9 protein-coding genes are annotated in these 15,254 nt (G+C 61.3%); 1 reads left to right on the top strand and 8 read right to left on the bottom strand.

Features of this window, described 5'->3' with window-relative positions; translation table 11 throughout:
- From putA to hemE, 3 genes are all read right to left on the bottom strand, one after another.
- The coding region (putA, locus tag WCA85_RS12640; RefSeq protein ID WP_424064300.1) for a bifunctional proline dehydrogenase/L-glutamate gamma-semialdehyde dehydrogenase PutA at positions 1-2,078 on the bottom strand (2,078 nt) is incomplete at its 3' end.
- Between the two features lie 828 nt (positions 2,079-2,906).
- Positions 2,907-5,174 carry a primosomal protein N' gene (locus WCA85_RS12635; protein WP_424064298.1) on the bottom strand — a complete coding sequence of 756 codons (2,268 nt, stop codon included), beginning with the start codon at positions 5,172-5,174 and terminating at the stop codon, positions 2,907-2,909.
- Between the two features lie 503 nt (positions 5,175-5,677).
- Entirely contained in the window at positions 5,678-6,790 is a 1,113-nt protein-coding gene (gene hemE, locus WCA85_RS12630) for a uroporphyrinogen decarboxylase (RefSeq protein ID WP_424064296.1), read from the bottom strand.
- A gap of 180 nt (positions 6,791-6,970) precedes the next feature.
- On the opposite strand from hemE, the gene WCA85_RS12625 reads away from it, so the two are divergent.
- Positions 6,971-7,774 carry a transporter substrate-binding domain-containing protein gene (locus WCA85_RS12625; protein WP_424064294.1) on the top strand — a complete coding sequence of 268 codons (804 nt, stop codon included), beginning with the start codon at positions 6,971-6,973 and terminating at the stop codon, positions 7,772-7,774.
- A gap of 858 nt (positions 7,775-8,632) precedes the next feature.
- On the opposite strand, the gene WCA85_RS12620 is transcribed toward WCA85_RS12625, so the two are convergent.
- The 5 genes from WCA85_RS12620 to atpA all read right to left on the bottom strand — a co-directional run bounded on the left by WCA85_RS12620 (position 8,633) and on the right by atpA (position 15,254).
- Complete coding sequence (locus tag WCA85_RS12620; protein WP_424064292.1) at positions 8,633-10,363, bottom strand: AMP-binding protein; 1,731 nt, start codon at positions 10,361-10,363, stop codon at positions 8,633-8,635.
- 218 nt (positions 10,364-10,581) lie between these two features.
- A complete protein-coding gene (locus tag WCA85_RS12615; protein ID WP_007180027.1) occupies positions 10,582-11,007 on the bottom strand; it encodes a F0F1 ATP synthase subunit epsilon in 426 nt (141 codons plus the stop codon).
- 185 nt (positions 11,008-11,192) lie between these two features.
- Positions 11,193-12,587, bottom strand: coding sequence for a F0F1 ATP synthase subunit beta (atpD, locus tag WCA85_RS12610; RefSeq protein WP_424064290.1), 1,395 nt, complete (start codon positions 12,585-12,587; stop codon positions 11,193-11,195).
- 100 nt (positions 12,588-12,687) lie between these two features.
- Positions 12,688-13,572, bottom strand: coding sequence for a F0F1 ATP synthase subunit gamma (gene atpG, locus WCA85_RS12605; protein ID WP_424064288.1), 885 nt, complete (start codon positions 13,570-13,572; stop codon positions 12,688-12,690).
- A gap of 140 nt (positions 13,573-13,712) precedes the next feature.
- Complete coding sequence (gene atpA, locus WCA85_RS12600) at positions 13,713-15,254, bottom strand: F0F1 ATP synthase subunit alpha (protein WP_424064286.1); 1,542 nt, start codon at positions 15,252-15,254, stop codon at positions 13,713-13,715.

Here is a 15,254-nt window from a genome sequence, read left to right as displayed (position 1 = left end):
GGCGTCGCCTGCCAGATCGGCGCGGCGGCGACCGCATGCGCGAGCGCGGCACTCACATGCTCTGAGGTGGCTTCAACCACGGTGCCGACGAGGTCGCGATGATCGGCCGGGTTGCGCACGTCGCGCGGCGTACCCACGGCAATCTCGTTGTCTTCGAGCATGGGCGCGGCACGCCATGCATGATGCGCGCTCGCCAGCAAGGCCGAGGAGAGCGACGCCAGCCGATGCTCGTTCGACAGATCCAGACCCATCGAATTGAGACGTTCCGCACCATACAGATTGCGCGGCAGCGGAATCTTCGCGTGCGGTGCGCCAAGCGGCACGACCTTCGACGCTTCTTCGACCGGATCAGCCACCAGGTCCTTGATCGCGACGCTTTCATCAGCGATGCGATTCACGAATGACGTATTCGCGCCGTTTTCCAGCAGACGGCGCACCAGGTACGCGAGCAGCGTTTCGTGCGTGCCGACCGGTGCATACACGCGGCACGGACGGTTCAGCTTGTCGCGTCCTGTGACTTCTTCGTACAGCGGCTCGCCCATGCCGTGAAGGCACTGGAACTCATACTGACCCGGGTAATAGTTCTGACCGGCGAGATGATAGATCGCGGAGAGTGTTTGTGCGTTGTGCGTCGCGAACTGAGGATAGACGGCGTCGGGTGCGCTCAGCAGCTTCTTCGCGCAGGCGATGTACGACACGTCCGTATAGATTTTGCGCGTGTACACCGGGTAGCCTTCGAGGCCATCCACTTGCGCACGCTTGATTTCCGTATCCCAGTACGCGCCCTTTACGAGGCGCACCATGATGCGGTGACGGCTGCGACGCGCCAGATCGACAATGTAGTCGATCACAAACGGACAACGCTTCTGATACGCCTGCACGACGAAACCAATGCCGTTCCAGCCCGCCAGTTCCGGATCGAAGCAGAGTGCTTCGAGCAGGTCCAGCGAGATTTCGAGGCGATCCGCTTCTTCAGCGTCGATGTTCAGGCCGATATCGTAGCGGCGCGCGAGGATCGCGAGCGAGCGCACGCGCGGCAGCAGTTCGCTCATCGTGCGTTCCTGCTGCGAGCGCGAGTAGCGCGCGTGCAACGCGGAAAGCTTGATTGAAATGCCCGGGCCTTCGTAGATGCCGCGGCCGCCGGCGGCCTTGCCAATGGCGTGGATTGCCTGTTCGTACGATGCGTAGTAGCGCTGTGCATCGGCTTCCGTGGTGGCGGCTTCACCGAGCATGTCATACGAGTAGCGGAAACCGCGCGCTTCGAACTTGCGGCTATTGGCCAGCGCTTCGGAAATGTTCTCACCGGTGACGAACTGCTCGCCCATCAGGCGCATCGCCATATCCACGCCCTTGCGGATCAGCGGCTCGCCACCCTTGCCGATCAGCCGTGTGAGCGCCGATGAGAGCCCGGTTTCACTATTGGTCGTAACCAGTTTGCCGGTGATCATCAGGCCCCACGTCGCGGCGTTGACGAACAGCGACGGTGCCTGGCCCACGTGCGATTTCCAGTCGCCCTTGCTGATCTTGTCGCGAATCAGTGCGTCGCGGGTGGCCCGATCGGGAATCCGCAGCAGCGCTTCGGCGAGGCACATCAGCGCAACGCCTTCCTGGCTCGACAGCGAAAACTCATGGATCAGGCCTTCGACGCCGCCGCCTTTGCTTTTGCCACGCAAGGTTTCGACCAGCTTGCCCGCCATGCTCTGCACGTCGTTCGCGAGATTCGCCGGCAAGCGAGCTTGACCAAGCAGGAACGGTACGCATTCCGGCTCAGGACGCCGATAGGCCGCGGTAATCGCCGCGCGCAACACTGACTGAGGTTGCACGTTCTGCGCGAAATCGAGGAATGGATGTGACGCGCCGTCTTCTTCGTTTTCCACCGCGGCGCCATCGGCGAGATCAGCCGAGCCTTGAACGCCGGACAGTTCCGCAGGCAACTGGCCGTGTTCGATCCGCTCGAGGTAAGCAAAGATTGCCTGTTTGATCAGCCAATGGGGAGTGCGTTCGAGGCGGGCGGCGGCATCTTTCAGCCGGGAACGCAGGAGGTCGTCGACCTTGACGCCGAGGGTGGTGCTAGCCATGTTTCCTTCTATATGCCGACATATGCCGACCAACCCGCGCCGGCCAAAAGACTTTAAGTTGGCCGAATCGTACGCTTCCCAATAAAAAGGTGCAACCATCCTTAGAGCATGGTTGCACCATCGTCAAAGCCTTGTATTACCGGGCTTCGCGGTGAATGGGCGCGGGTTGGACCGGTGCAAGCACAGATCAGTACTTTCCCTTATAAATTTCTTTTCTGGCAACCCTTATCGAATCGCGAGACGCGCCGTTAATAGAGGAATACGGATGCGCATAAGCGCACGATACGGGGTTAGAAGAGGTCGTTGATATGGAAAAGTGGCTGGTAGTGGCCGGAATCTGGTCGATGTGCGCTATGTGCGCGATTTTGTTTATCCGCGGTGCGACGTGCTCAGTCGCCCGAGTGCCTGTAGACGCACGCCGTTCGCAGAATCAGGCGGGCGACGCTGTACGGGACTGAGCGTCAATCTGAATTGAACATCGCGAGGTCGGCCATGCTGTGCTCCAGTGAATCTCGATCGTCAGCGCGCGACCGGCAACCGGCGCAACTCGACCGGCATGCCCGCAGCGCCCGCGCGGTGCCTGCTGCGCGGCTGGCCGCATCAATGTCAGCCGCCGCTCCAAGCTACGCCAATGCGATGCGAACGCGCGCACGGGCTGCGCGCAATCGCTGGCGCTACTGACTTAAGACGGGGTAGCCGCGTTTGCGACAGTTTGTGCTGGCACCGTCAATGAGCGTAGTAACAGCGGCGGCGCGCGTTGCGCGAAGAAATTTGCATGCCCCCCGGCGCGGGATGGCGTCGCCAGTGCGCGGCAGTCGTGCCTCGTCCTCAGATGTCGAGCGGATCGACTTCGAGATTCCATCGCAGTACGCCTTTGATGGTCCGCAAAACCGGTTGCCATGCGCGCAGCGTGGCTTGAAGCGCCGCGCGCGACGCGCTCTCGATCAGCAATTGTGCGCGATGCACATGCATCACCTTGACGATGGTCAAAGGGACCGCGTCATAGACGGTCACACGGTCGGCCGACGGTATTTGCGCCAGCGCGGCCGCGCCCTGTTGCAGAAAAGCGAGCGCCGCTTCCAGCGTGCGCCCTTCGGCGCGCAGTAAGGCTTGATAGACGAACGGCGGCAAATGCGCGTCGCGGCGTTCCGCGAGCGTGGAGTTGGCAAAGCCGACATAGTCATGCCGCGCCAGCGCGTGATACAGCGCGTGACGTGGATAGCGCGTCTGCACCAGCACCTCACCGGGCAATCCGGCGCGGCCGGCACGGCCACTCACCTGCATCAGTTGGGCAAACAGGCGTTCACTGGCGCGAAAGTCGTGCGAGAAGAGTGCCGTGTCGGCATTGAGCACGCCGACCAGCGAAACGCGCTGGAAGTCGTGACCTTTCGCGATCATCTGTGTGCCTACGAGGATATCCACGTCGCCCGCATGCACATCGGAGAACAGCGCCTGGGCGCTTCCTTTGCGACGCGTGCTGTCCGCGTCGATCCGCAGCACGCGCGCACCCGGCACGGCACTCGACAAGGTTTCTTCAACCCGCTGTGTGCCACGGCCGAGCGGCGCGAGATCCACGTTGCCGCAGTCCGGACACGAACGCGGAATGCGCGCTTCCCAGCCGCAGTGATGGCAGCGCAACGAACGCTCCGGCTTATGAAGCACCACGTAAGCGCTGCAGCGTGGGCAACCGGCCACCCAGCCGCAGGCATCGCAGGCCAGTTGCGGAGCGTAACCGCGCCGGTTGAGAAAGACGAGGCTCTGTTCGCCTCGTTCGAGACGCGTTTTCAGCGCGGCGATCAACGGGCCAGACAGCCCTTCCACTGACGCCCGCCCCCGCCGCCGCTCTTCCTCGAGATCGACCAGCTTGACGCTCGGCAACACCGCCTCAGCGACCGCGCGGCGCGACAGCGTGAGACGCGTATAGCGGCCCTGGTCCGCTTGCCACCAGCTTTCGAGCGAAGGCGTGGCTGATCCGAGCACTACCGGCAAGCCGAGTTGTTTGGCGCGCCAGATTGCCAGGTCACGCGCAGAGTAGCGCAACCCCTCCTGCTGCTTGTAGGCCGGATCGTGTTCTTCGTCGACGACGATAATCGCGAGCTTCGGCAGCGACGCGAGTACCGCGAGGCGCGTGCCGAGGACGATCCGCGCCGACCCGCTGTGAGCGGCGAACCAGTTGCGCGCGCGCTCACCCTCGGCAAGCCCGCTGTGCAACGTGACAATCGAGGTGCCGTCGAGCGTCGCGAAGCGCGCGCGAAACGCTGCTTCGAACTGCGGCGTCAGATTGATCTCGGGCACCAGTACAAGGGCCTGTGCGTCAGGCCGCGCCGCAAGGATGGCGGCGAGCGCCCGCAGATACACCTCAGTCTTGCCGCTGCCCGTTACGCCATGCAGCAGGAACGGCGCGAAACCATCGGCATCGCGGATCGCGTCGACGGCGGCGGCTTGCTCGTCCGTAAGCGTCGGCAATTTGGGTAACGCTGATGCGGGCGGTTGAATGTCGTGCCGCGCCGGCGCAGCAGCGAGTTCGGCTGCCTCGGTCACTTCACGCTCGACCCAGCCTTCGGCGCGCCACGCGTCCAGCGTCGCGATTGCTTTGGGGTGGACGGCACGAGCATCTGCGGCTAAAAGCGATTCGTCTTCCGCCTCTAACAGCGCCTGCGCGAGCCGCCGCAACGCGCTAGCGCGACCCGGTAACGCGTCAGGCAGCGCCGCACGGCCAGCCGGCAGCAAGCGGTAGCGCTCTAGCGGCGCAAGCAGACGAGCCCAACGCGACGGGTCACGCAGCGCCTGGGGCAAAGCTGGCAACGCCACTTCTCCAAGGCCGCGCTGGTAGTAGTCCGCGGCGAACCCAGCCAATTCCAGCCATTCTTTAGACAGCGGCGGACAGGCACTGCAGACTTCTCCAACTGCGCGCAGCCGATCTGCCGGCACGTCACTGTGAGCGGTCACTTCGCACACGAGGCCCACCACCTGCCGCTTGCCGAATGGCACGCTGACAAGCGTGCCCGGCGGCGGCGCCTCAGCGGCATCGCAACGATAGTCGAACAGAGTCGGCAACGGGTGATCGAGCGCGACGCGGACGAAGACAGGGCTCACGGAGTGGATGAGGTTGAGATTCAGGCCAGGACAGTGGTCAGCAGTGCTGTGGGCAATCCTCGTTCAGCGCGGGCAGCGGATGCATAGCGCAATACAAGGTAACAAGGCGGTGAGCGCGGCAAAGTTAAAGTAAAACTTCACTTTCTGCGCTAAGTTTTGGATTGTACTGAACAATTGTCATTTACCCGGACGCCCTGTGGATAACTTTGTTGAGAACTCAGTTTTCGTGCCCGGAAAACCGCGCCGCGCCTGCCTTATGTGGGTTTCCGCACATTTCTGTGGGATTCGGTGAAACCCTTGCCAGTCAAGGACTTGATCAAATGCGCACGCAACTTGCAAGCACCAGGCGACGATGAAAGCCTCTACTGCGCCGCAGCGTGATTAATGTGCATAAGTCAAGTCTTGACAACTGTGGAAGGGCCACCTGACGGCCTAACCGCCCCAATGGTTCCCTTAGTCTGAGAGCCCAGCTCGCTGCGCCGCAGCAAACCTGTCGGGCCCGTTTAGGCCGATGGAGCCATTCCGCTGACGCCAGCGGCGCGAATGGCGCGGCTGTGACGATGCACTTCATCCACCAGTTCAGCGACGTTCTCAGGCGGTGTGAACTGCGAGATGCCGTGGCCCAGATTGAAGACGTGGCCGGGATGGTTGCCAAAGCTGTCGAGAACACCGCGTGCCTCCATGCGGATCGCCGATGGCGGCGCGAACAGCACAGACGGATCGATGTTGCCTTGCAGCGCCACGCGATCGCCTACGCGCTCACGCGCTTTGCCCAGATTCACCGTCCAGTCGAGACCAACCGCATCGACACCGGTCGCGGCAATTTCGTCTAGCCACAGGCCGCCGCCCTTCGTGAACGTAATCACCGGTACCTTTTCACCCTCGTGCTGACGCTTGAGCTGGCTGACCACCTGTGCAATGTAATGCAGCGAAAAGCGCTGATAGATGCCGTCGGCCAGCGCGCCGCCCCATGTATCGAAAATCATCACGGCCTGTGCGCCGGCTTCGATCTGCGCGTTCAGATAGGCGGCGACCGCCTTTGCATTTACCTCGAGGATGCGATGCAACAGATCGGGGCGAGCGTACAGCATGGACTTCACCGTGCGGAAGTCGTCCGAACCGCCGCCTTCAACCATGTAGCACGCGAGCGTCCAGGGGCTGCCGGAAAAGCCGATCAGCGGCACTCGCTGGCGGCCCTGCGCATCCATGAGCGCGCTGCGGATTTCGCGGACCGCGTCGGTCACGTAACGCAGCGTCGAGTCGATGTCGGGCACGGCCAGGCGGGCGACGTCAGCCTCCGTGCGCACCGGACGGGCGAATTTCGGCCCTTCTCCCGCTACGAATTCCAGCCCAAGACCCATCGCGTCCGGTACGGTCAGAATGTCGGAGAACAGGATGGCGGCGTCGAGCGGATACCGCTCGAGCGGCTGCAGCGTAACTTCCGTGGCGTAGGCCGGACTCTTGGCGAGACCAAGAAAGCTGCCCGCACGCGCACGCGTGGCGTTGTATTCCGGCAGGTAGCGCCCCGCCTGACGCATCAGCCAGATCGGCGTGTAGTCGGTCGGCTGACGCAGCAATGCGCGCAGGAAGGTGTCGTTCAGGAGGTTATGCGCCATGATGCGTGCGACCGAGAGCAAAGCGGCATTTTACCGGACCCGGCTCGTCGACTCATGCATATTGGCTGACCGGCGCGATACGCCGTGAAACGCCTTGGCCAACCGGCCGATGTTCAGCCGCGAACTGCCGGGCTATGATCAGCAGCCTCACTCGATATGGCATGCATTCAAGGAGATCCGATGATCAAGGCTGCACGCGTGCTGACAGCGCTACTGTGCGCCGTGGTCAGCGTGGCCCACGCGCAGAGCGCTCCCGCCGGCGCCAATGGCAACGGCGGGGCGCCGTCGCGGCTCGACGAGATTCTCGCGCGTGGCACGCTGCGCGCCTGCACGACCGGCGACTACAAGCCGTATTCGTTCGATAAGGGCGACGGGTATTTTGAAGGGATCGACATCGACATGACCGAGTCACTGGCGAAGTCGCTCGGCGTGAAAGCCGAATACGTCAAGACTTCGTGGTCCAACCTGATGAACGACTTCGTGGCGAAATGCGACATCGGCGTGGGTGGCGTCTCGCCGACGCTCGAACGGCAAAAGCGGGCGTTCTTTACGCAGGCCTATATGATCGACGGCAAGACGCCGATCGTGCGCTGCGACGACGTGAGCAAGTACCAGAGCATTGCGCAAATCGACCAGCCTGCCACGCGCGTGATCGTCAATCCGGGCGGCACAAACGAGCGTTTCGCGAAGCAATATTTTGCGCACGCGAATCTGACCGTCTATCCCGACAACGTGACGATCTTCAAGCAGATCCTGGCGGGCAAGGCCGACGTGATGGTGACCGACGCCTCGGAAACGCTCCTGCAGCAGAAGCTCAACCCAGGCTTATGCTCGGTACACCCCGATAAACCGTTCCAGTACGGCGAAAAGGCGTGGTTGCTGCCGCGCGGTGACGTCGTGTTCCAGCAGTATGTCGACCAATGGCTGCATCTCGCCCGCGCGACCGGCGAGTATCAGGCGATCTCGGACAAGTGGCTGAAGTAACCGAGCGCCAGGGCGCTTTGACGGCGGCCGGTAGTAGAAACCATGAGGCGTTTCGCGGCCGAAGTCCACGGGACGCAAATCACGCGCGGTCAAGTCCGATCCAATCTGTAACTGCCGGCGTACACATAAGCAAATACTGAATAGCACGGCTACGACCGTCCCGCGTGCGATTTAGCATCACGCCTAAAGCTTTCGCCTTTGCGATTTGGCCTCGACCCAATGTTCTCTCCCGTCGCGAGATGTCCGACGCGCGTGCAGCCGTATCGAACCGTGCAGTGGGCGATAGAGCGAAATTTGCAGGTTCCACTTTCGCAGTCATGTGGCCGAAACTAAACTGGAAGCGCTTCCTCCCCGACGCCTGAAGCATCAACCACACCCATGTTTTGCAAGATTCTCGCTTCGGAAACATTTACGTTTTAAACAGCTTTCAACGGCAATAAATCCCTTGGAGCCTTATCTGGCGGGCGTTACAACCTGAAACACTTTGTTACCGCGTCGTTAGAGTTATTCGCCCACAATGCCCTTCAACGGTTTCAACACGGATGTGGCTGGGTGCGTGGTGTGAGCGGACATGATGCACTTGCCGGTCGGCGTTAGCCGAAGCCCTGTAAAGGGGCATCCCTGCTGGGGCCGTGGCTGACGCTTAGGGCGTCTACCCAGTCGGTTCCTCCAATGGTCTCCTCGCGCTAACCCCGTAGCGTGTGGTTTTTAGCGGGCTCCAGGCCCGCTTTTTTTTTCTCTAGCCAAACGTTTGCGTGTTCGTCGGTTTAGCTCTAGTCCGGCGTCTGTAGATGTTCTCGCTATGTCAGGCAGTTCCAGGCGGCGCTGCGCGATCCCTCGCGCGGCGCCGCTTTCGCATCAGGCCGTCTTGTCCTGTGTCAGTTGCAGCTCCCGGATCATCCGCTCACGCATGACGAATTTCTGTACCTTGCCGGTCACGGTCATTGGCAACTCGTCGACGAAGCGGATGTACTTCGGCACTTTGTAGTGGGCAATCTGATCGCGACAAAACGCCTGTATCTCCTCGGCGCTCGCCTGCTCCCCCGCCCGCAAAACGATCCACGCGCAGATTTCCTCGCCGTATTTTGCGTCCGGCACACCGAATACCTGCACGCTCTGAATCTTGCGGTGGCGAAATAGGAACTCTTCGATCTCGCGCGGATAGATGTTTTCGCCGCCGCGGATCAGCATATCCTTCAGCCGGCCGACAATATTGCAGTAGCCGTCGGCGTCGATCGTCGCGAGATCCCCGGTATGCATCCAGCCGTCAATGATGCTTTCCCGCGTCTTTGCTTCGTCGCCCCAATAGCCCTGCATCACCGAATAGCCCTTCGTGCATAACTCGCCCGTCACACCGACCGGCACGATCTCGCCTAACGGATCAACGACCTTCACTTCGAGGTGCGGCTGGACTCGCCCGACCGTCGACGTGCGCTTGTCGAGCGGATCCGTGGTCGAACTCTGGAACGAGACGGGGCTGGTTTCCGTCATGCCGTAGGCGATCGTGATTTCGGCCAGGTGCATCCTCGAGACGACCTTTTTCATGGTCTCGGTCGGGCATGGCGAGCCGGCCATGATGCCGGTCCGAAGCCGCGAGAGGTCAAACCTGGCGAAGTCCGGATGATCGAGTTCGGCAATGAACATGGTCGGTACGCCATGCAAGGCGGTGCAGCGTTCGTCCGCCGTTGCGGCGAGCGTCGCACCTGCGTCGAAGCCCTCTCCCGGGAACACCATGTTGGCGTCGACCGATACGCACGCGAGAACCGCCAGCACCATTCCGAAACAGTGATAGAGCGGGACGGGAATGCAAAGGCCATCCTGCTCCGAGAGGCGCATCGCCATCGCGATATAGCGCGCGTTATTGACCACGTTCCGATGCGTGAGCGTGGCGCCCTTTGGGTTGCCCGTTGTGCCGCTGGTGAACTGGATGTTGATTGGGTCGTCGGCGCTCAAGGTTGCGCCGATGGCGTCGAGCGCCACTGGGTCGAGCGTGGGACGGCCCAGTTCGATCACTTCGGAGAAATTTAGCATCCCCGGTGTTTCGGTGTCGCACGTGCGAATCACGACGCGCAGATCCGGCAGACGGGCGGCGTGCAGATCGCCGGGCACCTGCGTGGCGAGTTCCGGCGCCAAGGTCTGCAGCATCTCCAGATACATCGACGATTTGAAGCGTTCCGCGGCGATGATGGCTTTGCAACCCACCTTGTTCAACGAGTATTCGAGCTCGGCTAGCCGATAGGCGGGGTTGATGTTGACGAGCACGGCGCCGATCCGCGCGGTGGCGAACTGGGTGAGCAACCATTCGACGCGGTTTGGCGACCAGATGCCGACACGGTCGCCCTTGACGATACCGAGCGCAGCTAGCCCGGACGCGAACACATCGACCTCTCGCGCAAACTCCTGCCACGTCCACCGGATGCCCTGCTCGCGGAACACCACGGCCGGACGGTCGGGAAAGCGCTGCGCGGTATCGAGCAGGAATCGCCCAACGGTCGCATCGCTCAACGGAATATCGGTCGCGCCGCGCACGTACGATAGACCGTCCTTGGGTTCGATGAGTGCGCCTTCACCTGACGCCTGCGTTGCCATGGTGCTGCCTCCGTGACGGTACCGCTGCCTTGGTGGAATGAATTCGAAATCGATTGTGCCACCGGCGCCTGGCGCCACGGCATCAAGTCTTACCCGCAGCCCTGAGCCTTACGGACAGATAGCCCGACGTTGTGACCTTGCTAACCTTTCCGTAAACGTCAAGCTCGATGCGAAAAAAAAGCAGCCGGTTGGGCTGCTTTTCCTTTGATGCCTGATGCTCAGTGTTGACCGCGCAACTTGCGCAGACGCTGAATGGCCGCGAGTTGAGCCGTCGCATACGCGAGTTCCGCCTGAGCGGTAGCGTATTCGAGGTTCGAACCCGTGTTCTGCAGCGCCTCTTCCGCACGCTTGCGTGCGTCTTCGGCCTTGGCTTCGTCCAGGTCCTTGCCACGGATAGCCGTGTCGGCCAGAACCGTCACTGCACCCGGTTGAATTTCCAGAATGCCGCCGGCGACGAACACAAATTCTTCTTCGCCGTTTTCAGCTTCGATGCGCACCGCACCCGGACGAATCCGCGTAATGAGCGGCGTGTGGCCCGGCAGAATGCCCAGTTCACCCGCTTCGCCCGGCAGCGCGACGAATTTCGCCTGGCCCGAGAAGATCTGCTCTTCCGCGCTGACGACGTCTACTTTAATGGTTGCCATATCGACTCCTGTGCCGGCCAGAGTTAGCGCTTTAGCGCTTATTCTGGTCCCATGCAAAGCTCGACGAGTGTCAGCGCTTTAGCGCTTGCTCTCGTCCCATGAACGGCGGGTTGAGCGTGATACGTTCGGCGCGATCTCTGCGTGACTGCCGCGAAAACCGCGCCTCTTTGCCAACACTCAAACCGTTACTGGATCTTCTTGGCCTTCTCGAAGGCTTCGTCGATCGTGCCGACCATGTAGAACGCCTGCTCCGGCAAATGATCGCACTCACCGCCCACGATCATCTTGAAGCCGCGGATCGTTTCCTTCAGCGGAACGTACTTGCCCGGCGAGCCCGTGAACACTTCAGCGACGTGGAACGGCTGCGACAGGAAACGCTGGATCTTACGAGCACGCGCCACGGCGAGCTTGTCTTCCGGTGCGAGTTCGTCCATGCCCAGAATCGCGATAATGTCGCGCAGTTCCTTGTAGCGCTGCAGCGTTTGCTGCACGCCGCGCGTGATCGAGTAATGCTCTTCGCCGATCACGTTCGGGTCGATCTGACGCGAGGTCGAATCGAGCGGGTCAACTGCCGGGTAAATGCCAAGCGAAGCGATGTCACGCGACAACACGACGGTTGCGTCCAGGTGGCCGAAGGTGGTAGCCGGCGACGGGTCGGTCAAGTCATCCGCAGGGACGTACACGGCCTGAACCGACGTGATCGAGCCGGTCTTGGTCGACGTAATACGCTCTTGCAGCTTACCCATTTCTTCAGCCAGCGTCGGCTGATAGCCCACTGCCGACGGCATACGGCCGAGCAGTGCCGACACTTCAGTACCGGCCAGCGTGAAACGGTAGATGTTGTCGACGAAGAACAGCACGTCGAGACCTTCGTCACGGAAGTGCTCAGCCATCGTCAGACCCGTCAGCGCCACGCGCAGACGGTTGCCCGGCGGCTCGTTCATCTGGCCGTACACCAGCGCAACCTTGTCCAGAACGTTCGAGTCCTTCATTTCGTGATAGAAGTCGTTCCCTTCACGGGTACGCTCACCAACACCGGCGAACACGGAATAACCACCGTGTTCCTTGGCGATGTTGTTGATCAGTTCCATCATGTTCACGGTCTTGCCCACACCGGCGCCACCGAACAGACCCACCTTACCGCCCTTGGCGAACGGGCAGATCAGGTCGATCACCTTGATGCCGGTTTCGAGCAGTTCCGTCGACGGCGACAGGTCCTCGAACGCCGGCGCCTTCTGGTGAATGCCGCGCGTAACGTCCGAGTTGATCGGACCCGCTTCGTCGATCGGGCGACCCAGCACGTCCATGATCCGGCCCAGCGTCGGCTTGCCGACCGGTACGCTGATCGGCTTGCCGGTGTTCTTCACCGTCGTACCGCGGCGCAGGCCGTCGGAAGCACCCAGACAGATGGTACGAACGACGCCGTCGCCCAGCTGCTGCTGGACTTCGAGGGTCAGATCCGAACCGTCGAGAATGAGCGCGTCGTAAATCTTCGGCATGTGTTCACGCGGGAATTCCACGTCAATCACCGCGCCGATGCACTGTACGATCTTGCCTTCTACCAAAGCAGTAGTACTCATCGCTTTTCCTTTAGATACTCAATTCTTCACTCGCGCAAAGGCGCAGTTTCGGTGGTGCGCCTAACAGGCGCACACGAAGCGATATGCCTGACCGTGACGGTCAGACTGCCGCTGCGCCACCGACGATTTCCGACAGTTCTTTCGTGATCGCGGCCTGCCGGCTCTTGTTGTAAACAAGCTGCAGTTCGTTGATAACCGTCTTCGCATTGTCCGAAGCGGCCTTCATTGCGACCATCCGTGCCGACTGCTCCGACGCCATGTTTTCCGCGACGGCCTGATAGACCAGTGCTTCGACATAACGCACGAGCAACTCGTCCACCACCGCCTGTGCGTCCGGCTCGTAGATGTAGTCCCACGACGTGCTCGGCGTTGTGCCCTCGTCTTCCTTGCGCTCGAACTGGTCTGCCGACAGCGGCAGCAGCTGCTCGATCACCGCTTCCTGCTTCATCGTGTTGACGAAGCGCGTGTACGCCAGGTACACCGCCGAGATCTTGCCTTCCGAGTACATGTCGAGCTGCACTTTCACCGCGCCGATCAGCTTCTCGAGGTGCGGGGTGTCGCCCAGATGCACGACATTCGACGCGACCTTCGCGCGCAGCCGGTTCAGAAAACCGAGACCCTTGCCGCCGATCGCTGTTGCTTCGATCGTCTTGCCCTGGCCTTCCAGTTCCTTGAACTTCTGCAGCGTCGCGCGCAGCACGTTCGTGTTCATGCCGCCGCACAGACCCTTGTCGGTCGTGACGAGGATCATGCCAGCGGTCTTCGCGCCGTCGTTCGACACCATGAATGGGTGACGATACTCGGGGTTCGCACGGCTCATGTGCGCAGCGATGTCGCGGACCTTGTCGGCATACGGGCGAGCAGCGCGCATGCGCTCCTGAGCGCGGCGCATCTTCGATGCGGCCACCATCTCCATCGCTTTCGTGATCTTGCGCGTGTTTTGCACGCTCTTGATCTTGCCGCGAATTTCCTTCATTCCAGCCATTGCTTGCTCCTTTGTCGGCCCGAGTTAGCGCTTTAGCGGTTACTCGGGTCCCATGCAAAGCGTTCGAAGGAGCGCGGGGGCATTCTCATGCGGCCCGCGCCGCTTCTAGGTCCGTTTATGCCTTGCGGGTCACTCGCGGATCAATAAGCGCCGGACTTCTTGAAGTCTTTGAGGGCCGTGTGCAACAGGCCTTCGTCGTCCTTCGAGAGTTCCTTGGTATCTTCGATGCGCTTGATCAGGTCAGCGTGCTTCGACTTCAGTTGCTCACGCAGGCCCTTTTCGAACGGCAGCACTTGCGCGACTTCGAGATCGTCGAGGTAGCCGTTGTTCGCAGCGAACAGCGCAACCGCCAGTTCCCACACTTGCAGCGGTTGATACTGCGGCTGCTTGAGCAGTTCCGTCACGCGGCGGCCGCGTTCCAGCTGCTTGCGGGTCGCTTCGTCGAGGTCAGAAGCGAACTGGGAAAATGCTGCCAGTTCACGGTACTGCGCCAAGTCGGTACGGATACCGCCGGAGAGCTTCTTCACGACCTTCGTCTGAGCCGCACCACCCACGCGCGATACCGACACGCCGGCGTTAATTGCCGGGCGGATACCTGCGTTGAAGAGGTCGGTTTCCAGGAAGATCTGGCCGTCGGTAATCGAGATCACGTTCGTCGGAACGAAAGCGGTGACGTCGCCCGCTTGCGTTTCAATGACCGGCAGTGCCGTCAGCGAACCGCTCTTGCCCTTCACTTCGCCGTTGGTGAACTTCTCGACGTACTCTTCCGAGACGCGAGCAGCACGCTCCAGCAGACGCGAGTGCAGATAGAACACGTCACCCGGATAAGCTTCACGGCCCGGCGGGCGGCGCAGCAACAACGAGATCTGACGGTATGCCCAAGCTTGCTTGGTCAAGTCGTCATATACGATCAGCGCGTCCTGACCGCGATCGCGGAAGTATTCGCCCATCGAGCAACCAGCGTACGGTGCGAGATATTGCATCGCAGCCGATTCCGAAGCCGAAGCCGCGACGACGATCGTGTATTCCATCGCGCCGGTTTCTTCGAGCTTACGCACCACGTTCATGATCGACGAAGCCTTCTGGCCGATCGCGACGTAGATACAGAAGAGGTTCTTGCCCTTCTGGTTGATGATCGCGTCGACTGCCACGGCCGTCTTGCCGCACTGGCGGTCGCCAATGATCAGCTCACGCTGGCCACGGCCAACCGGCACCATTGCGTCGATCGACTTCAGACCGGTTTGAACCGGCTCCGATACCGACTTACGCCAGATCACGCCCGGAGCAATCTTTTCGATTGCGTCGGTTGTCTTCGCGTTGACCGGGCCCTTGCCGTCGATCGGGTTGCCCAGTGCGTCGACGACGCGGCCGAGCAGTTCCGGACCCACCGGCACTTCAAGAATGCGGCCCGTCGTCTTGACGATGTCGCCTTCCGAAATGTGTTCGTATTCACCCAGAATCACGGCGCCAACCGAGTCGCGCTCAAGGTTCAGCGCGAGACCGTAGGTGTTGCCCGGGAATTCGAGCATTTCGCCCTGCATCACTTCCGACAGGCCGTGAATACGCACGATACCGTCGGTCACGGAGATCACGGTGCCCTGGTTGCGAACGTCTGCGCTCGCTTCAAGGCCCTGGATCCGGCTCTTGATCAGCTCGCTGATCTCAGAGGGATTGAGTTGCAT

This window comes from Paraburkholderia sp. (assembly GCF_049581445.1).
In the GTDB taxonomy this organism is placed as follows: domain Bacteria; phylum Pseudomonadota; class Gammaproteobacteria; order Burkholderiales; family Burkholderiaceae; genus Paraburkholderia.
Note: the sequence above shows the minus strand (reverse complement) of the source record. Positions and strands in the feature narration are given on the sequence as shown.

Coding starts and splice junctions, on each gene's coding strand:
- hemE (WP_424064296.1), bottom strand. CDS start 6,790: ATGGCGCATAACCTCCTGAACGACACCTTCCTGCGCGCATTGCTGCGT.
- WCA85_RS12625 (WP_424064294.1), top strand. CDS start 6,971: ATGATCAAGGCTGCACGCGTGCTGACAGCGCTACTGTGCGCCGTGGTC.
- WCA85_RS12620 (WP_424064292.1), bottom strand. CDS start 10,363: ATGGCAACGCAGGCGTCAGGTGAAGGCGCACTCATCGAACCCAAGGAC.
- WCA85_RS12615 (WP_007180027.1), bottom strand. CDS start 11,007: ATGGCAACCATTAAAGTAGACGTCGTCAGCGCGGAAGAGCAGATCTTC.
- atpD (WP_424064290.1), bottom strand. CDS start 12,587: ATGAGTACTACTGCTTTGGTAGAAGGCAAGATCGTACAGTGCATCGGC.
- atpG (WP_424064288.1), bottom strand. CDS start 13,572: ATGGCTGGAATGAAGGAAATTCGCGGCAAGATCAAGAGCGTGCAAAAC.
- atpA (WP_424064286.1), bottom strand. CDS start 15,254: ATGCAACTCAATCCCTCTGAGATCAGCGAGCTGATCAAGAGCCGGATC.